Genomic DNA, 22,535 nt, shown 5'->3' with positions numbered 1-22,535 from the left:
TACGATCGCGGGGTGACTTCGGCGACAGCGGAGACAGACACCCCGAGCCCGCCGCCTGCGGACGACGTCCCGGCGGAGGGGGCCGCCACGGGCGTGCGTGGCGTTCCCGACGCCGTGCGGCGGCGGCTGGCCACGCTCGACAACTGGCTCAACCCGTACTCGTGGCTGGTCACGGCGCTGGTCGTGGGCATCGCGGCGGTCCTGCGGCTGGTCGGCCTCGATCGCCCGAAGGGGTACATCTTCGACGAGGTCTACTACCCGACCGACGCCTGGGACATGCTCCAGCACGGCGTGGAGTGGGACGAGAAGACCAACGGCCCCGCGTACGTGGTGCACCCGCCGCTGGGCAAATGGCTGATCGCGCTCGGCGAGAAGGCGTTCGGCAACACCGAGCTGGGCTGGCGTTTCCCGGCGGCGATCGCCGGCACGCTGATGGTCCTCGTCCTGATCCGGGTCGCGTACCGGCTGTTCCACTCGGTCGTGCTGGCCGGCACCGCCGGCATGCTGATGAGCCTCGACGGTTTCCAGCTCGTCCTCTCCCGCACCTCGCTGCTGGACATCTTCCTCGGCCTGTTCACCCTGATGACGTTCGCGACGCTGGTGCTCGACCGCGACCACTACCGCCGCCGCTGGCTGCGGGCGCTGGAGAACGGCTACGACCCCGCCGCCCGGGACGGCAGGCGGCCGCGCATCGTCCCGTGGTGGCTCCTGGCCGGCGGCGTCACCTTCGGCCTCGCCTGCGGCGTCAAATGGAGCGCGCTGTTCTTCGCGCCGTTCTTCGCCCTGCTGGTGCTCGTCTGGCGGGTGCAGGCCCGGCGCTCCGTCGGCGTCCGCAGCCCGATCATCTCGGGCTTCCCCGGCGACCTCGGCTACCTGGTCCTCAGCTTCGTCCTCACGGTGATCTTCTACCTGGCGACCTGGACCGGCTGGTTCGTCACCAACACCGGATACTTCCGCCACTACCGCGAGGCCAACGGGCTAGGCGAACCCCCGATCCTGGGCGCGCTGCTCAACCTCATGCACTACCACTACGAGGCGTACACGTTCCACAGCGGCCTGACGGACCGGCACGTCTACCAGTCATGGCCCTGGCAATGGCTGCTCCTCGGCCGCCCAGTCGCCTTCTACTGGAACGGCAACGGCAACTGCGGCGCGCCGAGCTGCGCCGCGGAGATCCTCCTCCTCGGTACGCCGATCCTGTGGTGGTCCTTCCTGCCAGCACTGGGAGCGCTGGTCTGGTTCGGCATCGCCCGCCGTGACTGGCGAGCATTCGCGATCGGTACGGGCGTGGTCGCCGGCCTGCTGCCGTGGTTCTACTTCGCGCTGGCGGACGGCCGCACGATGTTCTCGTTCTACGTGCTGCCGGCACTGCCGTTCCTGATCCTGGCGGTGGTCTACGCCCTCGGCGCCATCATGACCCCGCCGTCCGGAGTGGCCACGGGCGCCGGGCGAACCGACCGGCAACTGATCGGCACCATCGTGGCCGGGGTGTACGTGCTCCTGGTGGCGCTGTGCTTCGCCTACTTCCATCCGATCTTCGTCGGGCAACTGATCCCGTACGACGACTGGTCGGCGCGCATGTGGCTCGGCGGGCGCTGGATCTGAGTCCCTTGCGCCGATAGGTGTCGGTTCCGGTGGATTTGCCGCTCCGGCGGCTTCCGCGCCGGAGTGCTTCTCGCACCGGGCAGCGACAGGGTGGGGACATGGCAACGCCCCGATCGCCTGCCACGGGGGAAGCGGGCGATAGGGGCGTGCAAGAAGAAGCTTAACGAGGGTCGCTGACCGGCACAACGGGTGGAGTCCGCCGGTTGTGCGAAAACTTCCTGAAGAAAACAACGCACCGCTTCCGGTGCCCACGACGCCCGGCACCGACAACCCGCGGCCGCTGGACAGCACGCTTGATGTGGCGCGCCCGGGAAGACTCGGCGGCACGCCCCAACGCCGCCCGACACCACCCGGCGGCGCACCCTCCGGGCCGCCCCGACACCACCGGCCGCTCACCCCTCCCGCACGATGGCACGCCCTCGCCGCCAGCCGGCGGCACACCTCCGGGGCCGCACGGTCGCGTGCCCTGACTCCGCCCGGTGACGCGCCCGGAGGGCGCCCGAGGACGTGCCCTGTGGCCGGTCGGTGGTGGGCACCGAGGACGGTCGATGGCGCGACGCCCGCCGTCCCCTGGTTGCGACAAAAAGGGCATAAGGCTATATTGGTTTTTAAGCCGCTTATCTATTGGTGAATGCCATTCGGATAAAGGCGTGGCGATCAGTCGGAAATGCGACAACAAATCCGTCGCGATAATCGCGTAACCTTCTGCTTCCGCCTCTTTCGCGCAGGTCAGCACCGGGTCGCAATACGTCGATGCACATGCCGCTCACCAGGTCAAATGCGAACCCCCACCGTTTCGGATGATTTCCCTACCGCATTCGGTCGTCATGCGTTGGGGTGAAGCGGATCATGATCTTCGTAGATGTTCCTAAGCTCGCCGCGTGACAGTGCAGGAGCCGAAGAATCAGCTTTCCGGCGACATCGAGGTCCTCGACACCGAGGTGATCGTCGTCGCGCACCCCTCGCCGGTGTTCGTGGACTCGACCGGCCGTCGCCGTCGGCTGCTGCGCCGGGTCGCGTACGGATTCGGCGCCCTTTGCATGGTCTACGGCGGACTCATCAGCGTCAGCCTCGCCGGCGGTCCCGTCAGCAGCAGTGCGGTTCTGCCCCTGCCGGACCTCGCGGACGGCGATGAAGACGTCGAGGCCGCCCGGCCCAGCCCGACTCCGGAGCCGGCCGCCACGGCCCCGAGCACCCGCCCGGTGATGGAGGTCCTGCCCCGCCGCAACGCCCCGGTCAACCGGAACAACACGGTGGAGTCGGAGCAGCTGCCTCGATCGTCCACGCCGGCGGCCAGCCCGGCGCGTACCCCGACGCCCCGGTCCACGACCAAGGGGCCGACCACCCCACCGGCCACGACCAAGCCGGCCGAGTCGGTCACGACGAAGCCGGTCACCCCGGTGTCGACGCCGCCGACCACCGACACGCCGACCACGCCCACCGAGCCGGCGCCACCGGCTCCGCCCGGCACCGGCGGCACGGGCGGCGGATCCGGCGACGGCTTGTCGACCGGCGGCTCGACCGGCGGCGGCACCTCCGGCGGCTCCACCGGCGGCGGCACGCCGGCCGGCGGCAGCGGCGGCTCCCTGTCCGGCGGCACTGGTGGCAGCTCTCCAACCGGCGGCACAGGCGGCAGCAGCGGAGGTAGCGGCTCGACCAGCGGCGGTGGCGGCTCGACGGGCGGCGCGTCGAGCGACCACGGTGCCCCGTCCGCCCCCGACGCCCCCGCCAACGACCCCGCGGACGCGGACACCCCCTCCGAACCCGAACCCAAATCCGAGGTCTCCGCGTGACGACCCGCCGCAGCCGAAACCGCAGCCGCTCCCGGCGCCGGATCCTGCCGCGTCCCCGGGTCATGCTCGGCGTCCTGCTGATCAGCCTCTTCGTCGGCGTTCTGGTCGTGCAGGCGTACATCAACTCCGAGTTCACCGGCGACCACGTGGAGACCGAGGTCGGCGATCAGGCCGGGGTGCCGGTCGCGATCCGTGGCGGCGGGCCCGTCATCAACACCACCGGCGGGCAGGAGAGCTCGAGCCGGATGCCGGCCCGGACGATCGCCCTCACCTTCGACGACGGCCCCGATCCCACCTGGACGCCGAAGATCCTTGACGTGCTCGAGCAGAACGATGCGCACGGCACGTTCTTCGTCGTCGGGTCCGAGGTTGCGCGGCACCCGGATCTGACCAAGCGGATCACCGACCGGGGCAACGAGCTGGGCCTGCACACGTTCACCCACCCGAACCTGCAGCGGCTCGCACCCTGGCGGCGCAGCCTTGAGCTGTCGCAGACTCAGGTCGCCATCGCCCGGGCCGCGAACGTTCGTACGAATCTGGCGCGGTTCCCGTACTCGTCGAAGCCGCAGGCCATCGACGACGTCAACTGGAAGATCGTCAAGGAGGCCGGCGCCGAGGGGTATCTCGTCGTGGTCAACGACATGGACAGTGAGGACTGGCAGCGGCCCGGGGTCGGGCAGATCGTTCGCAACGCCACCCCGCCCGAGGACACCGGCGCGGTCATCCTCTTCCACGACGCCGGCGGGGATCGCGCGCAGACCGTTGCGGCGCTCAAGGTGTTCATCCCGATGATGAGGGCGCGCGGTTACTCCTTCACCACGGTCACCGAGGGCATGAACCGCTCCATCGCACAGCAGGGCAAGGAGTCGGTCCAGGCGTTGCCGCTGCTTCCGGTCAATCCGGCGGCGGACAGCACCGACCGGTGGCGCGGCACGGCGCTGCTGTGGACCGTACGGTTGGCCGACGGCCTGGTCTGGTTGATCGCCGGCCTCTTCCTGATCGTCGGCCTGCTCACGGTCGGGCGTACGGTCCTGCTCCTTCTGCTCGCGACCCGGCATGCCCGGCAGCGACGCAAGAAGACCTTCACCTGGGGTCCGCCGGTGACCGATCCGGTCTCGGTGATCGTGCCCGCCTACAACGAGAAGGAGGGCATCGAGGCGGCGGTCCGTTCGCTGGCCGGCGGCGACTACCCCCACATCGAGGTGGTGGTGGTCGACGACGGCTCGACCGACGGTACGGCCGTCCTCGTGGAACGCCTGGGCCTGCCGAACGTACGGGTGATCCGGGTACCGAACGGCGGCAAGGCGAACGCCCTCAACACCGGCATCGCGCTGGCCCGGCACGACCTCATCGTCACGGTCGACGGCGACACCATCTTCGAACCGGACTCGATCCGGATGCTGGTGCAGCCCTTCGCCAGCCCTGCGGTGGGCGCGGTTGCGGGCAACGTCAAGGTCGGCAACCGCGAGAAGCTGGTCTCGGCCTGGCAGCACATCGAGTACGTCATCGGCTTCAACCTCGATCGGCGCCTCTACGAGGTGCTGAACTGCATGCCGACCGTGCCGGGGGCGATCGGGGCGTTCCGGCGTACGGCCCTCGCGGAGGTCGGCGGCATCAGCGACGAGACGCTCGCCGAGGACACCGACGTGACGATGGCGCTGTGCCGGGCCGGCTGGCGGGTCGTCTACGAGGAGCGGGCCAAGGCGTGGACCGAGGCGCCGACGACACTCGAGCAGCTCTACCGCCAGCGTTACCGGTGGAGCTACGGCACCATGCAGGCGATGTGGAAGCACCGCAAGGCGCTCACGGACTCCGGCGACTCCGGTCGCTTCGGCCGGGTCGGGCTGCCGTTCCTCGCCCTCTTCGGGGTGGCGCTCCCGCTGCTCGCCCCGGTGGTCGACATCATGCTCCTGTACGGGCTGGTCTTCTGGGAACTCGAGGCCACGGTGACGGCCTGGCTGACGATGCTGGCCCTGCAGCTGTTCACGGCGGCGGTGGCGTTCCGCTTCGACCGCGAGTCCCTGCGCCCGCTGTGGCGGCTGCCGCTGCAGCAGTTCGCGTACCGGCAGCTCATGTATCTGGTTTTGATCCAATCCGCGATGACCGCGATGACGGGCGCACGGCTGCGCTGGCACAAGCTGCACCGCGCGGGGCTGACCCGGTCGGTGCCCGCCACGGAGAGACCGGTGAACCTGCCGCAGCAGAGCATCGCGCCGGCGGTCGACTCCTGGCCGCCGAGCCGGGACCAGGCGCCGACCGTGACCCACCCGGCGTCGGGCCGCGCGACGGCACGCCCGCCGGTGCCGGCGCAGGGTTCGGCCGCGCAGGACCGGGACGTGCCGCAAGATCGGATCTTGAATCCCGAGGAGCTTCCGTCGGCCGGCTCGCCCCCGGGCGGCGGCTCCGGTCCCGTCTACACGAACGGGGCTCAGGAGGTGTCACGCGGATCGTGACGGCCGCTGCCGGGCCCCGATCCGTGAGACAGCCCCTGACCGGACCCGCTCCCGCCCGAACTGCAGCCGGGCGGGAGCGGGTTCCAGGTCATCGGTCCGGTCTTGATCGCAGGCCGGCGCCGATCCTGTTCGGCGTTCAGATGCCGACGAGCGCCGGTTCCCGTTCCGCGAAGGGGAAGACGACGTGCAGGGACGTCCCGTCGCCCGGCCGGTCGGAGAGCGCCACCGTGGCGTGGTGCGCGTCCAGGATCCGCTTCGCCACGGCCAGCCCCTGGTCCGGCCCGGGTTCGGCGGTGGGATGCGTGATCGTCCCGTAGTACAGGTGCGGGAAGAGGTCGGGACGCAGACCGTCCGGCATGTCCATGTCGTCGAGCCGCACGGCCGGCCCCGATTCCATCTCGGTGCCGACGCGCACGCGCCCACCGGACGGGGTGTACTTCACCGCGGCGAAGAGCAACTGCATGAGCACCTGCTCCAGCCGTACGGGATCAGCGATGATCGGCAACGACGGCCCGCCGGCGTGGTTGAGCATCCAGATGTTCTTCGTGGCCGCGATGGGCCGCACCGCCTCGACCGCCCGCTGGGTCAGCCGGGTCAGGTCGATCTGGCGCATGTGCAGGCTGTCGTGGCCGTTGCCGGCGTCCGCCATCGAGGTGAGATGGTCGAGCAGGTCGGTCATCCCCCGCACGTGCGCCGCGGTGGCCCGCCCGACGAGGTCGGCCAGCTCGGGGTCGTGGTAGCCGTTGTTCCCGAGGTCGGCCAGGTACGACCGCATCAGCCGCAGCGGCGCCCGCAGCTGCCCGCTGACCAGGCCGGCGAGATCGTCCTTACGGCGCTCGAGCTCCTGGAGCCGCGCGGTGGTGTTGGTGAGGGCGACGGCGTACCGCCGCAGTTCGAGCTGCGACGTGACCTGACGGGCCAGCGCCCGCATCGCCTGCATCTGCTCGGCGTCGAGCTGCCGCGGCCGCGAGTCCATGACGCAGAGGGCGCCGAGGGCGAAACCGTCGCTGGTGATCAACGGCGCGCCGGCGTAGAACTGCACGCCCTTGCCCCCGTCGACGATGGGGTGATCGGTGAACCGGGCGTCCTGGGTGACGTCGGGAACGACCATCACGTCCTTGCCGAGGATGGTGTGGGAACAGAACGACAGGTCCCGTGGCATCTCGGTCAGGTCGGTCCCGAGCCGCGCCTTGAACCACTGCCGGTCCGTGTCGATCAGCGTGATCAGAGCGACGGGCACATCACAGACCGACGAAGCCAGGGCGACGATGTCGTCGAAGTCCTTCTCCGGAGCGGAATCGAGGATGTCGAGTTCGTAAAGTGCGGCGAGCCGGTCGGCTTCGTTCGTGGGCAGGGGCGATTGCATGACGGTCACCTCCGAGACTGACTACAGAGATACCACCCATAGGTAGCGAGATTCACATATCGGCCATCTTGCTCCCCAGCTTTCCCGTCCTCCCCGCCCGATCCCCCTTGCCCAGCGCTCCCGAGCGCTTCTGAGGTCCGACGCGAGCAGGCGGCCGCCAACCCGGCCCCGCGCCCCCGCGCGCGGGTCTGACGGGAGCCGTCGCGCGGCCCCGGCCCCGCGCGGCCCTGGCCCGGCCCCCGGCCCGGCCCGGCGTCACCCAACCCGAAACAACCCGTCCTCAAGCCGGCCGGTGACACACCGCCTCGATGTTGTTCCCGTCGGCATCGAAGGCATAAGCCGCGTAGTAATTCTCGTGATACTGCGCCCGCACCCCCGGCTCCCCGTTGTCCACCCCGCCCGCATGCAGAGCCGCGGCATGGAACGCGTCCACCGCCGCCCGGTCCCCAGCCGTGAAGGCCACATGCACGCGGTGTGTGGGCTCCCGGAGCCCCAGCCAGAAGAACGGTCGCCCGCTGTCATCGCCGAACCCGATCAGGTCGGGCCGCTGGGCCACCACCTTGAGGCCCAGCGGACGTAGGGCGTGCTCATAGAAGTGCCTGCTCTCGTCGAGGTGGTGCACCCCGAGAACGACATGGTCGATCATCGGTCTCCCCTTCCCGCGTGGATACCGACCGTATAGCGGGGGTGTGACAGTTCGATGATCTGCTGCGCCGAGCGGTAATCAATATGCGCCGAGCAGGGCCGCCGCGTGGCTGACCTGGACCGTGTGGGTGACACAGTCGGCGCCCTCGAGCATGTGCAGCAGGAAGCCGGTGGGCTCGGCCACGTACCCGGGCGGGGCGTCCGAGTTGAGCAGCAGTCCGGCCTGGCGCCACGTGCTGGGCCCCACCGTCAGCACGGTTCCGGCGAACGCCGCGGTGACCGGCCGATGGACGTGCCCGGCCATGATCCGCGCGACGTTGTCGTGTGCGGCCACCACCTCGCGCAGCTCCTCGCCGTCGAGCAGCCGCATCCCGTCCAGGAACGGGATCCCGATCGGCATGGGCGGGTGATGAAGACCGATCATCATGGGTACGCCCGGACGCGACGCCAACACCGTGTCGAGCCATTCGAGTTGTTCGGCCCCGAGCCGGCCGGCCGGGGAGCCTGGGATCAGCGAGTCGAGGGCGACCACCGTGAACCCGGGATAGTCGACGGCGTAGTACGGCTCGCCGCCGAACGCCTTGACCATGGCGTCCCGGTCGTCGTGGTTGCCGGTGGTCAGGTGCAGCGGCAGGGGGAAGTCGCCGATGACCTCCAGGAGGGCGGCGTACTCCTCCTCGCGGCCGTTGTCGGTGAGGTCGCCGGTGACCACTACACAGTCGGGCCGGGGGTCGAGGGCCATGACGCGGGCGAGGGCGAGCTGGAGTCCGGCCGCCGGCCCGCCGCCCAACGGCCCGGTGGTGAGGTGGGAGTCGCTGAGCTGTGCGATGAAGGAGGTCATATCGCTGATGATCCAGCGCTGGATCGCCGGGTCAACCGAACGGTCGTAACCCCTACAACGACAGCCTCAGGAAACGCTGGTGTCCACGTACAGGCAGAAGGGGTGACCGTCCGGATCGAGCATGACCCGTACGGTCTCCTGCGGCTGGTGATCCGCTTCGGTGGCGCCGGCGTCCCGGGCGCTCTGCACCGCCGTTTCCAGGTCCGGCACCTCGATGTCAAGGTGCATCATCATCTGCTGCTTGTGAGCCTTGTTCGGCCAGGCCGGCTGCTCGTAGTCGGGCGAACGCTGGAAGGCCAGGTACTCCACGTGGTCGCCCAGGGGTGCGACGGCCACGAAGTCGGGCTCCTCCTTGACGATCTTCCAGTCCATGAGCGTCGCGTAGAACTCCGCCAGGGCCAGCGGGTCTCTGGTGTCGAGCACCACGCCCCAGAAGTGCGATGAGTTTCGTCCCAGCATGCGTGCAGTGTGCTCTTCCGGAAGGCGCAATGCAGCGGGGCACGCGGCAGTTGGCGCGATCGATGTATCGCGATGTCCCGGTCGCTCCCCGCATGCAACCGGGGTCTCGCTCCGGGATCGGACGGGCCCGCCGATCCTGCGATCATGAACGAGAACCTCATCCTGGTAGCCGAGGACGACGCGGACCTCCGCGACCTGCTGACGTTCGCCCTGGAGCAGGCGGGCTACACGACGCTCGGCGCCAAGGACGGCAACAGCGCGGCCCGCATCATCCGGGTGGCGCGCCCGGTCGGCATCGTGACCGACGTTCGGATGCCGGCGCTCAACGGCATGGAGCTGTGCCAGCTCGTCCGCAGCAACCCGCAGGTCAGCAACGCGGCGGTGCTGATGGTGTCGGCCAACTTCCACGCCCACGACGTCAACGCGGGGATGGGCTCAGGCGCGGACAGCTACCTGCCCAAGCCGCTGTCGCCGCGGCGCCTGGTGACCGAGCTCCAGCAGGTCATCGAACGCCGCAAGCTGGCCCTCGGCGCCTGAGACGACGAAAGGCCGCCCCCATGCGTGGAGCGGCCTTGCTGCGGGGGTGGAGCTGTGGGAATTTGAACCCCATACAGCGAGCTGAGCCTGTCTGCGCACACCGCCATTCCTCTACCTGAGGAGTCCTCCGCCGATCACCGCCGACCATGACGCCCAGGCGGATGGCGACGGCGAGCAGTTACTGGGGTGCGCAGCGACACCTCCGGACGGAAAGTTCAACAACATAGAAGCGTTCTCTTGTTTCATTCACCCTCAAGCGCGGCTTTACGCATACTGACCTAGCAAAGATTGGCATATTATAGGTGACGACAGACCACGCCTAGCTGTGCCCGTGTGAAGGGTAAGTATGCGATTCACATCAGCGAGAGTGGCCGCGGCCGCATGCACTACCGCCCTACTCTGCATCACGCCGCTGGCCGCGCATGCCTCGCCGCACAGCGAACGGCCGACCTCATCTGGCTACGAGGCCGTGCTGGCAGCCATGCAACGCGACTTGCATTTGGATCGTGCCGCAGCGGTGCGTCGCCTGTCGCAAGAAGCCCGCGCTGCAAAGCTTGAGGCCGCTCTCGTGCCAAGATTGGGTGCGGGTTATGCCGGATCGTGGTTCGACGCTACTTCTGGCACACTTGTAGTCGGCGTCACCAATGCCAAGTTGGGCAGGACGGTGCGTGCAGCCGGTGGGCGCGCCAAGATGATGCGCTTCAGCTATGCCACGCTGAATACGGTCAAGACACGGCTGGACATGCTTGGCAGATCGAGCAGGACTGCAACTCGAGGTGTGGTTGGCTGGCGCGTGGATCCCATGCGCAACCGTGTAGTGATGACCACTATCGCTGGCCACGAAGCGGTCCGACCTAGACAATTGGCTGGATTGCAAAATACCGTCACGTTTGAAACGGCTAGTGGCTTCCCGACAAACACAAGCGACTATCTGGATGGCGGCGAGTGGATTGGCTCGGGTGAGGGTTGCTCAGTGGGCTTCAATGCGTCGCTGACCTACTCAGGCTCAACCACGCGCTACCCCACAATGATGTCCGCCGGTCACTGCGCTAAGGCGGATCAGGTATATGGCATGCGGAGCATCCTCATCGGCCGCTGGTGGTTCAAGGACCTCAGCTACGACTGGGCATTGGCCGGTGTGACCAACACCGCGTACTGGATGCCAGGGCCATGGATTTCGCTACATGATGGCAATGATGGATACATGGTAGTGCGCGGCAGCCAGCAGCGCCCCATCGGCAGCTCGGTGTGCAAGTCCGGCTGGACGACCAAGATTACTTGCGGCGTGATCAAAGCTCGGAACGAAACAGTCTTCAAGGAAGACGTGCAGCGCTGGGTATACGGAGTGACCCGCAATACCACTTGCACCGAGCCAGGCGACTCCGGCGGCCCAACCTACTCAGCCGATGGTCAGGCCCAGGGCATCGTCAGCACCGCTTACACCACTCGGGGCTTGTGTGAGGGAAAGTTTGGCCGGGAAAACCGCAGTTGGTACGTGGAAGTCAGTCTGATTCAGGGGTACACCGGCGCGCGGGTAATGACCGCCAACTAGGCCCTCTGGCAGGCCCCATGACCAGCACGGACTGGCTCGACTCAGCCGTCAACCACCGAGACGCTGAAGCGGCAGCCCGCGATCTCCTCCACCCTCCGCAACAACGGCAGATGAAAGTCTTCCGGATAATGCCCGGTGATGGTGATCTCCACGACCGGCTCCCGCCGGACGTGGCAGCCACGTGCCGGTATCAGCTCCAACAGCCAGGACGTGATCCGCGCGGCCTGCATCTCATTCAGGGCGATGGTCGGGTCCTCGGCCACCAAACGGAACATGCGGTAACCATGCCACACACCGGACTCGGCAAACCCTCCCCGCAGCCGAGCCCAGCACCAAAACCTAGACCAACCGTCAAGCAACAGCTGGGACTAGACAGAAGCCTTCGGGGAATGTCCTCGGTCGACTGGTGTGCGACACGCGTCCGCCAACTGATCTGCGCTCCTGCTGTCGCAGATCGCGTCAACGCTGCGGCTTCGCGGTTCCCCGATTCCCCCGGTAGTCGGCACTATCTTGTACCAATGAACCAAAAACCGGACAAACTGACTGTGGCCGCAGCCTTCCTGACTGCAGTCGCCGTAGTGCTCGGCACAGGCGCGCCGGTCGCGGCGAGCGCCGTGTCACGGGATGCCACCGTGTGGGCGTTCGCGGCGTACCCTGCTGCCGACACTCCGCCCACCCATAAGCAGCTGCGCAGGGGTTTGCTCAACCTGAGCGACATGCCGCCAGGCTTTGCGCTTACTGATAGGGGCGACGACGCGATGGGCGATCTGTTCATGACGTATGCACCGTGTGACATGCGCCCGGGTGAACCCGACTACGAGCCGCTGCCAACCTCCGTCTTTGTCAGGCTCGCCAAAGGTGATGCGGGCCCAGATCTGGTCGAGGCAATCGGGGCTACCGGCACCAAGCTCTCCCGAGAGATGATTAGGTCTCTCGACAAGGTGGTGGACCATTGCCCGGTCTCGGTCAGCCCGGGTGCCACCACGACGATCCGCCGGTTGCCGTTTCCTCGATTCGGTGACGCGTCGATCGCCATTCGGGTGATCGCCCGGCACCGTGACGGTTACCGAGTGTCGACTGAACACAGCATGGTCGGCATCGTCGCGTCCCGCGACGTGTGCATCGTCTTCCAGCTGTCGAAGGCCGACGAACTGTCCGTCCAGGACATCAAAACCATCATGAGGAGAGGCACGCGAAAGCTGCGGCGGATCGGATAACAGGCCGGGAGGTACCCGGTCGCCGTCCTCGACGCCGCGACCGGGCTCGCCCTGGAAGGACAGCCACTTCAGAACCGGGCGCAATGCGCGCCAGCCGACGTGCGGACGACCAACGAGTCCTTGTGGGCCCACCGGAAAGTGTCGAGCTGGCAGACATACGCGCGGCACTCCCGACCCGGGAAAGCCGGCCACCCGGCGCGTCGTGGAGCTGCTGTTCACCGACGAGTACTGCCGCCCTATTCACGACCAGGCGTGGTCGAGGGCTCTGGAAGGAGTGGCGTAAGGCGGACGTGCAGAACGCCCTGCGGCACTCCAGCCTCCGGATCACCCTGGAGACCTACGTGCGCTGGTGGCCGAGGAAGGACCGCCGTCGCAACGTCATCGGCTCCGGTCTGCTCGCCGCCGAAGAGCATCGTCTGGGAGGCGGAAAAGACCTGATCCGACTCTGAGTTGTGCCGGATCTGGGCCAAACGATCTCTGGCCAGCGTTTCCGCTGGCCAGAGACTACAGGGGTGGAGCTGTGGGGATTTGAACCCCAGACCCCCTCGATGCGAACGAGGTGCGCTACCGGACTGCGCCACAGCCCCCCGGCCCCTTAGGACCGCAGCAAGGCTAACAGGTCACTCACCCGCCTCGCGAATCGCCCCCACGGCGTGGCGGGAAGACCGTCGTCACGCAGGGTAGGAGCTGCCGCGTCCGCCGGCTTCGTAGGCACGGCCGCGAAGTCCTCCGGTACGCCGGTACGACACCGAAGCGCCGTTGACCGCGGCCGGCAGGTCGGACGGATCCCGGTCCAGGCCCATGGCGGTACGGCGGACAGCCTCGCGCTGGGCCGCGAGCCGGCGTTGCGCCTCCCGGCGGGCCGCCGCACGCCGGGCCTGCTCGCGTCGTACCTCCGCCTGCCGTGCCGCCAGCCAGGCCGCTTCCCGCGCCTCGATCCGGCGCCGCCGGCGGTCCGCGATCGCGCGGTTGCGCAGGTGCACCAGGTAGACGCCGAGGAGGGTGCCGGTCACCGCGAAGCTGATCCAGAAGCCCGGGCCGACCGCGAGCACGCCGACCAGCTCGATCACGTTGAGCAGCAGCAGGGCGGCGAAGACGCGCCGGCGGCGGACCACGGCCGGGGTCTGCCGGCGTACGGGTGCACGGCGGCGCACCGGGCGGCGCGACGACACCACCCGCAGGCGCCGCGCCGGCGGGCCGGACACAGATGCGCCGGACACCGGGGCGCCCGAGACCGGCGCGGAGACGGGGGCGGCGGAGACCGGCACAGGATCACCCGTTAGGGTCCGCGACGTAACCAGGGACGAACGCCCGGGGTTGACCGGTCGGCGTCCGGGCACGGTACGGAGCCGACGGCGGCGCTGCAGCACCCGAGCCGTCGACGACGCCCGCTCCGCCGCCAGGCGCTCGGTGGCGTCGTACCGGCGGACGAGGGCCGGTGCGAGGGCGAGCAACCCGGCCGCGGCGAGGACGGCGAGGAGCACCGAGGTCGGCACCCTCACCCCTCCCGTCAGCCTCAGAAAGTGCCGGGCGGTCTCGTCCCGGTCACGAAAAAGTCCCAATCTCCCCGAGATTACGGGCGAGAGCTGCGGAAATCGCCGCGGCGCGCCGGGCCGGCAAGCAACTGATGATCATTTTGCTGTGGTACGCAACCTGCGCCACCGCGCCACCAGGCCCCCCTCGCCCGCGACCTCCTCGCTGGTCATCGCGTAGCCGAGGTGATCACGCCAGGCGCCGTCGATGTGCATGTACCGGGGGTGGTACGCCTCCTCGCGGAAGCCGAGCTTCTCGACGACCCGCCGGCTGGGCCCGTTCTCCGGCCGGATGTTGATCTCGACGCGGTGCAGCCCGCCCGGCCCGAACGCGTGGTCCACGGCGAGCGCCAGGGCGGTGGGTATCACGCCGCGACCGGCGACGCGGGCGTCGACCCAGTAACCCACGTACGCGGAACTGAAAGCCCGCCGGACGATGCTGCCGAGGTTGATGTGACCGACCAGACGGTCTTCGCCGCCGCTCTGCCGCAGGCAGACGGCGAACGGCATGCTGTCGCCGCGCCGCGCGGCCCGCTTCATGTCCCGGTAGACGTAGAGGTACGCCCGCGACGAGTTCATTTCGGCCCACGGCCCGGGGGGCGCCGATTCCCAGGGACTGAGCCACGCTTCGTTGGCGATGCGAACCTCGGACCACGCCTGGGCGTCGCTGCGCCGGTAGGGGCGCAGCAGCACGGGCCCGTCCGCCAGGACGGCGGGCCATCCGGGCGTGGACCCCAGCATCATCGCCTCCGGTCGAGCAACAGCACGTCGACGGTCGACCCGGCCGCGGCCGAGGTGACCCGCTCGCCGAGCACCAGCAGACCGTTGGCTTCGGCGAGGCCGGAAAGAGTGTACGGCCCACCGGCGAGCGGCTGCACCGTGTAGCCGCCGCCGCGCCGTTCAGCTACATGCGCAGGCCGGAACTCCCGCAACCCGCCGGGCGAGGAGACGGTCTCGAGCAGGTGCGCCTTCACGCTGGGCCGGAACACGGGCTCCGAGCCGGCCAGCAACTGGACGACGGGCCGGGCCAGCACCTCGAAGCCGATCAAGGCGGCCCCGGGCTCCCCGGGAAGGCACACCACCGGCACCTCCTCGCCGCCGACGGTCCCGAACCCCAGCGCCGCCCCGGGACACAGGGCGACGTCGGTGAACTCGACGGCACCCCGCCCGTGGTCACGCCGGGACAGCACGCGGCGCAGCATGTCGCCGGGCCCCGTACCCGTGCCACCGGTGGTGATGATCAGATCGGCCCGCAGCGTCTGGTCCTCGAGCAACCCCCGCAGGCCTTCCGGGTCGTCGTCACAGATCCCGATCCGGTACGCGAGAGCGCCGGCCTCGACGGCAGCGGCGGTGAGCGCATGCGAATTGGCGTCCACCACCTGCCCCGGCTGGCTGGGGCGGCCCACGTCGACCAGCTCGTCCCCGGTGGCCACCACGACGACCCGCGGGCTGGGCCGGACGACGACGTGCCCGATACCCGACGCGGCGAACACGGCGACCATGGCCGGCGTCACGTAGGAGCCGGCGGTCGCGAGCACCCGGCCGACGGGCAGCTCGTCACCCGCCCGCCGTACCCCGGAACCCCGCTTGGGGGCGTGCAGGATCTCCACGGCGGCCATGCCCTGGTCGGTCCAGTGCACCGGCACGACGACGTCGGCACCGATCGGCAGCGGCGCCCCGGCCGCCACGGAGAAGCAGGTCCCCGGGGTCAGCCGGACCGGCCGCCAGCTCGCGGCGCCCAGATCACCGACGACGTTGAGCCGTACCGGCCGCAGCCCGCCCTCGAACGCGCCGAAGGACGGGTGCGAGCCGATCCGCCCGGCGGCGGCGAGGTCCTCCCAGCGGGCCGCGTACCCGTCGATCGCGGCCTGGTCGAAGGCCGGATACGGGTGCGGGGCCAGAACGTCGTTGGCGAGGACGTTGCCGTGCGCCTGGGTGAGGTCGAGGTCGAGCGGAGGCAACGGCCGTAACCTGCGCAGCACGCTGCCCAGGTACTCGGCGAGAGGCATCAGCTCGTTGGCGGCCGCCTCGGCATCGGCCGTGGCCGTCATCCCTTCGCACCGCCGGTTTCCGTGGCCACGAACTCGGTCAGCCACTGGCGGAACTCGGCACCCAGATCGGGCCGCTTGACCGCGAGCTGGACGACGGCCTGCAGGTAGCCCAGCGGCATCCCGGTGTCGTACCGGTGGCCGCGGTAGATGATGCCGTGCACCGGCACCCCGTCGGCCAGCAGCTGGGCCATGGCGTCGGTCAGCTGGATCTCCCCACCGCTGCCGGGCTTGGTGTTGTGGATCGCGTCGAAGATGGACGCGGGAAGCACGTACCGGCCGACCACGGCCAGGTTGCTGGGAGCCTCCGCGGCAGAAGGCTTCTCGACCAGGCCGGTGACCTTCACGACGTCCTCGCCCCGCCCGGACTCGACCTCGACGGAGGCGATGCCGTAACGGCTGGTCTCCTCGGGCGACACCTCGATGAAGGCGAGCACGATGCCGCCGGTCTCGGCCTGGAGGTCGAGCATCGCGGGAAGCAGCGGCTGGTTCTCATCGACGAACTCGTCCCCGAGCAGAACGGCGAAGGCGTTGTCCCCCACGTGCGACGCGGCCACGCCGACGGCGTGCCCCAGCCCGAGCGGCTCACCCTGGCGACAGGTGTAGATGTCCGCGAGCTCACTGGTACGACGAACGGCGGCCAGCCGCTCGGTGTCGCCCTTCTCCTCTAGCCGCGCCTCCACATCGGGCCGCCGGTCGAAATGATCGACCATGGACGTCTTCCCACGCCCGGTCACCAGCAGCACATCGGTGATCCCGGCGGCGGCCGCCTCCTCCACGATGTACTGGAGTACCGGACGGTCGACGACGGGCAACAGCTCCTTGGGCACGGCCTTGGTGGCCGGCAGGAATCGGGTGGCGAGTCCAGCCGCTGGAATGACAGCCTTGACGGCTCGACGGCCGGTGGCTTGTGCCTGCGTGCTCATCTGAGGGGTCACCGCACCTTCGCTCAGTTCGTGCCCGGACATGTCGCGAGACTATCGGCCACGGCCTTGCCGCGGCGGGTGTGGCCCACCGGACGCGCCCGTCACGGACTCCGGATGATCAAATTGCCCATCGGAAACCCTGGCCGAAACCGATTTGTCGATCACATCACCGGCGGCCGCGGAGCCGCCGGTGTTTCGGACAGCGCCCGTCCTGGGAGCGGCGACATCCCTGCCCGCACCCGGTCCGGCGTTGTTCCGAGCCGTGGCGGCATCCGGCCGCTCGGCCCTTTCCTCGTCCAGCCGCCCGGCTCTCTCTGAATCCGGGCGTCCGGCTCTTTCTGGATCCGCCCGACCGGCCGGTATGGCCGGAGCTGCTGCGGCTCCATCCGGTCTCTCGGACGCCGGCCTCGGCGGGGCGGCTTCTGCGGCATCCGGTCTCTCGGCCGGCCTTGCATCCGGGACCGAACCGGAGTGACCGGCCAGCTGGTAGGTGTCCCGGCCGGCGTTCTTGGCCGCGTACAGCGCTTGATCCGCCGCGGCGAGCACCTGCTGAGCGGTGCCGCCGTGCTCGGGATAGACGGCGATCCCGATCGAGACGCTGATCGACACCCGCTCGACGCCCGGCTCGTCCTCGCCCTCCTGCCGCCGCGCGTCGACGGGCACCGGAATCTCCCGGACAGCCGCACCGAGCCGCTCGGCCACGACGATCCCGCCGTACGCGTCGGTCTCGGGCAGCAGCACCACGAACTCCTCGCCGCCCTGCCGGAACGCCACGTCGACCTCCCGCAGCCCCACCCGCACCCGCCGGGCGAACTCCCCGAGCACGGTGTCCCCGGCGGCATGCCCGTACGTGTCGTTCACGTCCTTGAAGTGATCGAGGTCAAGCACGAGCACGGTGAGCGTACGACCGAACCGGCTGGCCCGCTCCACCTCCCGGCGCAACGACTCCCGCAGGCAACGGTAGTTCCACAAGCCGGTGAGAGGGTCGGTCAGCGACAGCCGCTGCGCCTCCTCGTGCACTCGGACGTTGTGCACGGCGACCCCGGCCTGCCCGGCGAACGTCCGCAACATGAGCAGGTCGGCGTCGTCGAACTCGTCGGCCCCCAGCCGGTCGTAGAGCGCGAGCACCCCGAGCGTGGCAGGCTGCCCGGCCGGGTCCCGCTCGTCCGGCACCAGCGGATCCCCCACCGTGGCGGGCGCACAGATCGGCACGGCCACGTACGTCCGGCAGGCCGGCTCGTCCAGGCCACCACCGAGCCCGCAGAACCCGCGCCGCGGCTCCCCGGCAGCGGCAACCGCACCGAGAATCCCGTGCCCGACGGGAATCCGCAGCGAGGAGAGATCGGCCTCGGACACGTCCCATCGCCCGGTCAGCCCCTCGGCACATTGCCCGACCAACTGCCCGTCGGTGGAGTCGAGGAGCAGCACTATCCCGGCACGCGCCCCGCTGGCGGAGAGAGCGGTGCGCAGGATGACCTGGAGGATGCGGTGGAGGTCGTGAGTGCTGGAAAGCGTGTCGCCGAGGATGGCGAGATGCCCGCGCAACTGGTCACGGCTGGCGGTCAGCGCCTGCACGTACGCCTGCAACTCCCGAGTCATCCGGTTGAAGGTCCCGGCGAGCCGCCCGATCTCGTCCTCCCGCCCGACGGGCACCCGTACCCCCAGCTCCCCGTCGGCGACCTTCCCAGCGGCCCACGCGAGTTCCTCGAGGGGACGAGTGGTGGACCGCGCCAGCCACCGAGCGGCGAAAATGGCGATCGCGGCGACGACCAGCACGGCTGTCGCCAGGAGGATGTAAAGCGGCAGAGGCTCCCGGCCGGGCACCGTCACGGCGAGTGGCAGCGGCTGCCCGGGCCCGACTGCGATCCCTTTCGTGTACGGCCCGGAGACGCTGCTGCGCAGAGACACCTCGGCGCCGCTGGTGCCTCCGAGGCGCTGGATCAGGCCGTCGTCGACCCGTGCGACCGCGACGACGAGGGTTCCGTCCTGCCGGGCGCTCGCCGTCACAGCGCTGATGGCCGTACGCGTGTCCGCCCCGGGGCTCTGCCCTGACCCGGCCGCCTGAACCGCGCAGTCGCGTACGCCGTTCGCGACGTAGCCCTCGCCGCCCGACGTTGTTCCGTCGTCCCCCGCGTCGTCGCCCTGGTCGTCGTCCGTGATGCGAACCTCGGCGACGAGTCCGCGGGTCACCATCTGATCCGCCGCGACCTCGCGATCCTTCGCCGGCAGCACCGCCACCGCGTCAGCGACCGCCTGGAGCTGACCGCAGAGGGCGCCCATCGCGGCTCGTACCGTCGTTGCGGCATGATCAAGCCGCTCGGCCGTACGGTCCCGGCTCACGGTGGCCACGGTCATCCCGACGAAGAAGGATCCGAGCAGAACCGGGCCGAGCACGACCGCCAAGAAGGCTGTGGTGAGTCGGCCACGTAGAGTCACACGTCCTCCTGGAAGTGGCCTTCTTTGGAGCGATGCTGACATAGTGCGCACCGTTTGCCGGTTTTACAAAGGGGGTGTTGCATGCCGGATTTCGCCCGTGATGCCGAAAGACCGAGCGCCACGAAGGTCGCATTACGCAGTCGCCTACTCGCTGTGCGTAGATCAAAAACGCCCGAAGCCCTCACCCTGGCCGCCTCCGTCGTCCAATCGACCCTCGAAGCACATGTACGCCGACACTCACCATCAGTGATCGCCACCTATGTCCCGCTGGGCACCGAGCCCGGCGGCCCCGATCTCCCCGAGGTCATCCGCCTGGCCGCCCCCACGAGTGCCGTCCTGCTCCTGCCCGTACTCCTCCCCGACGGAGACCTCGACTGGGCGAGCTACGAGGGCCCCGCGTCCCTCCGTCCCGGCGCCCGGGGCCTGATGGAGCCGACCGGACCCCGCCTGGGCACCGCAGCCATCGCGCGCGCAGACCTCGTCGTCGTCCCTGCGCTCGCCGTCGACCGGCACGGCGTACGCATGGGTCGCGGCGGCGGCTCTTACGACCGCGCCCTCGCCCGCGTACCCGTGACGGTGTTCACCGTTGCCCTGCTACACGACGGCGAATTGCTGGATTCCGTACCGGCCGAAGCCCACGACCAGCGCGTACGGGCCGCGATCACACCCGCCCAGGGTCTTAACCTGGGGTTCGACTGGACGAAATAACCTCCGATGACGGAGCATTGGCACTCGTAGACGGCGAGTGCCAGCCATCGAGATCGACGCGGAGGACCAGTGCCCACGTACCAGTACGCATGCACCGAGTGCGGGGAGCAGCTCGAGCGGGTGCAGTCTTTTTCTGACCCGGCGCTGACGGAGTGCCCCAACTGCAGCGGCAAGCTCCGCAAGGTCTTCAACTCGGTGGGGATCGTCTTCAAGGGCTCCGGCTTCTACCGCACGGACTCGCGCTCCGGCAACGGAAGCTCGGAGAAGCCGGCGACGACCGCCGCGACCTCGTCGTCGGACAGCAAGTCGGACTCCTCCTCGACGTCGTCGTCCACCCCGTCGACACCGGCAACCACCTCATCTTCTTCGACCTCGACGGCGCCAACCGCCGCCTCGACGTCTTCCTGACCCACCACCACCGGTTCCAGATCTGCCAGCAGATCGGTTCCTGATCCGCGAACCGGCTCCTGATCCGGCAGCGCATCGGCGAGGCCCGTCCTTTCTACCGGGCGGGCCTCCGCTTTCCGGGGTTATCCACAACGCACCCTTATCCACAGGCACGCCGACGCCCGGCCCGCAAAATGCCTAGCTTCAGCACGTGCGACGGAAGAGAACCGAACCAACCCTCGACCCGGTACGCCGGCGCAGGCCAGGCCGAGCAGCTTTCCTGCGCCTGGCAACGGTGGCGGTGCTACTGGCGACCGCGGCAACCCTGATCTGGTCCGGTCCGGTCACCTGCACCGCACCACGGGAGCCGCTCCTCAGCGCGCGGCCACTGAGCGGGCCAATGCGCACCCCACCGGCGAACCCGTCCAACACCGGCCGATCGGCGGGTGCAGCAACAGCCGACAGGTCGCCGGATCCGGCAGCAGTGGGGCGACCGTCAGGCGACCGCCTGGTGGAAGTAGCGCCGGACGGCATGCCGGTCTCTCCACCACCAGTCGGCTCAGCACGAGACGGGCTACAGGGAGACGCGACAGTGAGCGGCAGGCCGGCCGACCAATCACCACCAGTCACTTCCTCGCGGGCTGCGGCGCCACCCGGCACGGTGGGGGTCCCGGTTCGCCTCACGGAGCCGGCCGCGCTGGGGCTCGTACGCACTGGTGACCGAGTAGATCTCTATCGCGCCGGAGAGAACACCGGGCCGACCGCCAAGGACGCCCTGGTACTCGAAGTGACGGGCGCCGACGACCCACTCGCCGGAGGACTGCTGGTCGCACTGACACCAGCCGCGGCGAAGGAGACCGTCAGGCACACAGCAGAGGGTTACGTCGTCGTCATTCACCCCGACGGCTAAGCACCGCACAAGCTCAACGCCGAGTCGGAGCCGGTCTGGGTCGGAGTCCTCCGGAACTCAACGAGCGCAGCGGTGCCTACCAAGCCCCGCGCTGCAGCGCCTCTCTAGCCGCGGAGGAAGCAGCGTCCGGCCAGCCCCACGCGCTGCAGCATCCGTCAAGCAGCTCAGGCGGCAGCAGCGTTCGGCCAGCCCGCGCGCTGCAGCATCTGTGGAGCCGCTCAGGCAGCAGCGTCCGGCCAGCTCCACGCGGTGCACCGTCCCGCTGGCTTGGCGGGCAGCAGTTGTCCCACAAGTCACGCGATCAGCACCGTCCAGCAGGTCGCGCGAACAGCAGCGTGCGGCTGGTCCGGGTGAGCAACAGCGTGTGGCAGGGCCGGCGGGCAGCGGCCGGCGGGCGGCGGCCGGCGGCTAGGCCCAGTGCGGCGGCCGGTCCTCCAGGAGGCGGTCGTCGTTCGAGTCTTCGCTGCCGCTGTACCCCCAGCCACGCGCCGTGTCGTCGCGGGTCTGGTCCGGGAGGAGCGGCGTTTCCTCGGACTCGAAGTCCACGGTGCGCTCGGCGTCAGCGTCGCGGTCGGGTTCGTCAAGGATGTCCACGGTATGAGGGTAGGCCGCGTCGCGCGCGCTGTCGGCACCCGAGGGATGTAGCGTCGATGAACGTGAGCGCCCCGACCGGATCCGACGACGACGCGTACTGGCAGCGCCCCGATTCGGATGCGGGGCAGTTCGGTGCCGACCGTCCCGTGCCGGCCCCCGAGCCGAAGCCGGCGTACGAGGGACCGCCCCGCCCGGCCCCCGCCTCACCGCTGTGGCGTCCTCCGATCGTGTCGGAGCCGCCACCCCCGCGGACCATGCCGGCGCAAGACATGGACGCCCTGGACGAGTCGGAGGGCGCGGCCCGCACGATGACCTACGGCGTGGGCCTGGTCGCGGGCGCGATAGCCCTCATCGTGATGTGCCTGCTCTGCGCCCGCGCGATCTTCTGAGGCCGGCAGGCGCGCGCCCGAGCCGACAGCGACAAGACACGACCAGGCCACGGCGAGTCCTCCAGGACCAAGCTCCCGCGAGACCCGCGAGACCGGCGCGAGCACGCTGATGGCGGACAAGGCTCCCGCCGAGGCCC

General features: G+C 69.4%; 21 protein-coding genes, 1 tRNA gene and 1 pseudogene. 10 read left to right on the top strand and 13 right to left on the bottom strand.

Annotated elements, in window-relative coordinates; all coding sequences use genetic code 11:
- Window positions 1–12 precede the first annotated feature (12 nt).
- The 3 genes from AB0368_RS21955 to AB0368_RS21945 all read left to right on the top strand — a co-directional run bounded on the left by AB0368_RS21955 (window position 13) and on the right by AB0368_RS21945 (window position 5,851).
- The gene (locus AB0368_RS21955) at window positions 13–1,605 is read left to right on the top strand and encodes a glycosyltransferase family 39 protein (protein WP_366155767.1); all 1,593 of its coding nucleotides are present in this window, start codon (window positions 13–15) and stop codon (window positions 1,603–1,605) included.
- Window positions 1,606–2,486: 881 nt separating this feature from the next.
- A complete protein-coding gene (locus tag AB0368_RS21950; RefSeq protein ID WP_366155766.1) occupies window positions 2,487–3,398 on the top strand; it encodes a hypothetical protein in 912 nt (303 codons plus the stop codon).
- 62 nt (window positions 3,399–3,460) lie between these two features.
- The gene (locus AB0368_RS21945) at window positions 3,461–5,851 is read left to right on the top strand and encodes a bifunctional polysaccharide deacetylase/glycosyltransferase family 2 protein (protein ID WP_366155860.1); all 2,391 of its coding nucleotides are present in this window, start codon (window positions 3,461–3,463) and stop codon (window positions 5,849–5,851) included.
- Between the two features lie 136 nt (window positions 5,852–5,987).
- On the opposite strand, the gene AB0368_RS21940 is transcribed toward AB0368_RS21945, so the two are convergent.
- The 4 genes from AB0368_RS21940 to AB0368_RS21925 form a co-directional block, all read right to left on the bottom strand.
- A complete protein-coding gene (locus AB0368_RS21940) occupies window positions 5,988–7,217 on the bottom strand; it encodes a GAF domain-containing sensor histidine kinase (protein WP_366155765.1) in 1,230 nt (409 codons plus the stop codon).
- A 280-nt stretch (window positions 7,218–7,497) separates the two neighbouring features.
- Window positions 7,498–7,863 (bottom strand): VOC family protein, encoded by a 366-nt coding sequence (locus tag AB0368_RS21935; protein ID WP_366155764.1) that lies wholly within the window; start codon window positions 7,861–7,863, stop codon window positions 7,498–7,500.
- A 78-nt stretch (window positions 7,864–7,941) separates the two neighbouring features.
- Window positions 7,942–8,703: a phosphodiesterase gene (locus AB0368_RS21930; protein ID WP_366155763.1), complete on the bottom strand. Its 762-nt coding sequence runs from the start codon at window positions 8,701–8,703 to the stop codon at window positions 7,942–7,944.
- Between the two features lie 66 nt (window positions 8,704–8,769).
- Window positions 8,770–9,162: a VOC family protein gene (locus AB0368_RS21925; protein ID WP_366155762.1), complete on the bottom strand. Its 393-nt coding sequence runs from the start codon at window positions 9,160–9,162 to the stop codon at window positions 8,770–8,772.
- A 144-nt stretch (window positions 9,163–9,306) separates the two neighbouring features.
- Here AB0368_RS21925 and AB0368_RS21920 point away from each other — a divergent pair, with 144 nt between their 5' ends.
- Both AB0368_RS21920 and AB0368_RS21915 read left to right on the top strand, forming a co-directional pair.
- Window positions 9,307–9,699, top strand: coding sequence for a response regulator (locus tag AB0368_RS21920; protein WP_366155761.1), 393 nt, complete (start codon window positions 9,307–9,309; stop codon window positions 9,697–9,699).
- A 367-nt stretch (window positions 9,700–10,066) separates the two neighbouring features.
- A complete protein-coding gene (locus AB0368_RS21915) occupies window positions 10,067–11,251 on the top strand; it encodes a S1 family peptidase (protein ID WP_366155759.1) in 1,185 nt (394 codons plus the stop codon).
- Window positions 11,252–11,292: 41 nt separating this feature from the next.
- Here the strand turns inward: AB0368_RS21915 and AB0368_RS21910 are convergent, their stop codons facing one another.
- The gene (locus AB0368_RS21910; protein WP_366155758.1) at window positions 11,293–11,526 is read right to left on the bottom strand and encodes a hypothetical protein; all 234 of its coding nucleotides are present in this window, start codon (window positions 11,524–11,526) and stop codon (window positions 11,293–11,295) included.
- Between the two features lie 243 nt (window positions 11,527–11,769).
- Between AB0368_RS21910 and AB0368_RS21905 the strand changes: the two genes are divergently transcribed.
- Window positions 11,770–12,468, top strand: a complete 699-nt coding sequence (locus AB0368_RS21905; protein ID WP_366155757.1) for a hypothetical protein — start codon at window positions 11,770–11,772, stop codon at window positions 12,466–12,468.
- 290 nt (window positions 12,469–12,758) lie between these two features.
- Entirely contained in the window at window positions 12,759–12,917 is a 159-nt protein-coding gene (locus AB0368_RS21900) for a hypothetical protein (protein ID WP_366155756.1), read from the top strand.
- 64 nt (window positions 12,918–12,981) lie between these two features.
- Here AB0368_RS21900 and AB0368_RS21895 read toward each other — a convergent pair.
- The 6 genes from AB0368_RS21895 to AB0368_RS21870 all read right to left on the bottom strand — a co-directional run bounded on the left by AB0368_RS21895 (window position 12,982) and on the right by AB0368_RS21870 (window position 19,410).
- Window positions 12,982–13,055: transfer RNA gene (locus AB0368_RS21895), tRNA-Ala, on the bottom strand.
- 84 nt (window positions 13,056–13,139) lie between these two features.
- Window positions 13,140–13,964, bottom strand: a complete 825-nt coding sequence (locus tag AB0368_RS21890; RefSeq protein WP_366155754.1) for a hypothetical protein — start codon at window positions 13,962–13,964, stop codon at window positions 13,140–13,142.
- 135 nt (window positions 13,965–14,099) lie between these two features.
- Complete coding sequence (locus AB0368_RS21885; protein ID WP_366155753.1) at window positions 14,100–14,741, bottom strand: GNAT family protein; 642 nt, start codon at window positions 14,739–14,741, stop codon at window positions 14,100–14,102.
- Window positions 14,741–16,051 (bottom strand): gephyrin-like molybdotransferase Glp, encoded by a 1,311-nt coding sequence (glp, locus tag AB0368_RS21880; RefSeq protein ID WP_366155752.1) that lies wholly within the window; start codon window positions 16,049–16,051, stop codon window positions 14,741–14,743. Before glp ends, AB0368_RS21885 begins: the two co-directional genes overlap by 1 nt.
- Window positions 16,048–16,974, bottom strand: coding sequence for a UTP--glucose-1-phosphate uridylyltransferase (locus AB0368_RS21875; RefSeq protein WP_366155858.1), 927 nt, complete (start codon window positions 16,972–16,974; stop codon window positions 16,048–16,050). The genes glp and AB0368_RS21875 overlap by 4 nt, the downstream gene beginning before the upstream one ends.
- 51 nt (window positions 16,975–17,025) lie before the next feature.
- Window positions 17,026–19,410 carry a diguanylate cyclase gene (locus AB0368_RS21870; protein WP_366155751.1) on the bottom strand — a complete coding sequence of 795 codons (2,385 nt, stop codon included), beginning with the start codon at window positions 19,408–19,410 and terminating at the stop codon, window positions 17,026–17,028.
- Between the two features lie 81 nt (window positions 19,411–19,491).
- Here AB0368_RS21870 and AB0368_RS21865 point away from each other — a divergent pair, with 81 nt between their 5' ends.
- Both AB0368_RS21865 and AB0368_RS21860 read left to right on the top strand, forming a co-directional pair.
- On the top strand, window positions 19,492–20,118 hold the full coding sequence (locus AB0368_RS21865) for a 5-formyltetrahydrofolate cyclo-ligase (protein ID WP_366155750.1): 627 nt from the start codon (window positions 19,492–19,494) through the stop codon (window positions 20,116–20,118).
- A 69-nt stretch (window positions 20,119–20,187) separates the two neighbouring features.
- Window positions 20,188–20,328 (top strand): annotated as a pseudogene (locus AB0368_RS21860) (FmdB family zinc ribbon protein); the annotation flags it as partial.
- Window positions 20,329–20,342: 14 nt separating this feature from the next.
- On the opposite strand, the gene AB0368_RS21855 reads toward AB0368_RS21860, so the two are convergent.
- The gene (locus AB0368_RS21855) at window positions 20,343–20,534 is read right to left on the bottom strand and encodes a hypothetical protein (RefSeq protein ID WP_366155867.1); all 192 of its coding nucleotides are present in this window, start codon (window positions 20,532–20,534) and stop codon (window positions 20,343–20,345) included.
- Window positions 20,535–21,823: 1,289 nt separating this feature from the next.
- Window positions 21,824–22,009: a hypothetical protein gene (locus AB0368_RS21850; protein WP_366155748.1), complete on the bottom strand. Its 186-nt coding sequence runs from the start codon at window positions 22,007–22,009 to the stop codon at window positions 21,824–21,826.
- A 56-nt stretch (window positions 22,010–22,065) separates the two neighbouring features.
- Here AB0368_RS21850 and AB0368_RS21845 point away from each other — a divergent pair, with 56 nt between their 5' ends.
- Complete coding sequence (locus AB0368_RS21845) at window positions 22,066–22,398, top strand: translation initiation factor 2 (protein ID WP_366155747.1); 333 nt, start codon at window positions 22,066–22,068, stop codon at window positions 22,396–22,398.
- Window positions 22,399–22,535 lie beyond the last annotated feature (137 nt).

Origin of the sequence: Actinoplanes sp. NPDC051475, from assembly GCF_040689425.1 — a bacterium.
In the GTDB taxonomy this organism is placed as follows: domain Bacteria; phylum Actinomycetota; class Actinomycetes; order Mycobacteriales; family Micromonosporaceae; genus Actinoplanes.
Note: the sequence above shows the minus strand (reverse complement) of the source record. Positions and strands in the feature narration are given on the sequence as shown.

What these genes read in the sequence shown, in the direction of transcription:
- AB0368_RS21945 (WP_366155860.1), top strand. Translation starts at nt 3,461, where the DNA reads ATGCTCGGCGTCCTGCTGATCAGCCTCTTCGTCGGCGTTCTGGTCGTG.
- AB0368_RS21940 (WP_366155765.1), bottom strand. Translation starts at nt 7,217, where the DNA reads ATGCAATCGCCCCTGCCCACGAACGAAGCCGACCGGCTCGCCGCACTT.
- AB0368_RS21935 (WP_366155764.1), bottom strand. Translation starts at nt 7,863, where the DNA reads ATGATCGACCATGTCGTTCTCGGGGTGCACCACCTCGACGAGAGCAGG.
- AB0368_RS21930 (WP_366155763.1), bottom strand. Translation starts at nt 8,703, where the DNA reads ATGACCTCCTTCATCGCACAGCTCAGCGACTCCCACCTCACCACCGGG.
- AB0368_RS21925 (WP_366155762.1), bottom strand. Translation starts at nt 9,162, where the DNA reads ATGCTGGGACGAAACTCATCGCACTTCTGGGGCGTGGTGCTCGACACC.
- AB0368_RS21920 (WP_366155761.1), top strand. Translation starts at nt 9,307, where the DNA reads ATGAACGAGAACCTCATCCTGGTAGCCGAGGACGACGCGGACCTCCGC.
- AB0368_RS21910 (WP_366155758.1), bottom strand. Translation starts at nt 11,526, where the DNA reads ATGTTCCGTTTGGTGGCCGAGGACCCGACCATCGCCCTGAATGAGATG.
- AB0368_RS21905 (WP_366155757.1), top strand. Translation starts at nt 11,770, where the DNA reads ATGAACCAAAAACCGGACAAACTGACTGTGGCCGCAGCCTTCCTGACT.
- AB0368_RS21885 (WP_366155753.1), bottom strand. Translation starts at nt 14,741, where the DNA reads ATGCTGGGGTCCACGCCCGGATGGCCCGCCGTCCTGGCGGACGGGCCC.
- glp (WP_366155752.1), bottom strand. Translation starts at nt 16,051, where the DNA reads ATGACGGCCACGGCCGATGCCGAGGCGGCCGCCAACGAGCTGATGCCT.
- AB0368_RS21875 (WP_366155858.1), bottom strand. Translation starts at nt 16,974, where the DNA reads ATGAGCACGCAGGCACAAGCCACCGGCCGTCGAGCCGTCAAGGCTGTC.
- AB0368_RS21865 (WP_366155750.1), top strand. Translation starts at nt 19,492, where the DNA reads ATGCCGGATTTCGCCCGTGATGCCGAAAGACCGAGCGCCACGAAGGTC.
- AB0368_RS21845 (WP_366155747.1), top strand. Translation starts at nt 22,066, where the DNA reads ATGAACGTGAGCGCCCCGACCGGATCCGACGACGACGCGTACTGGCAG.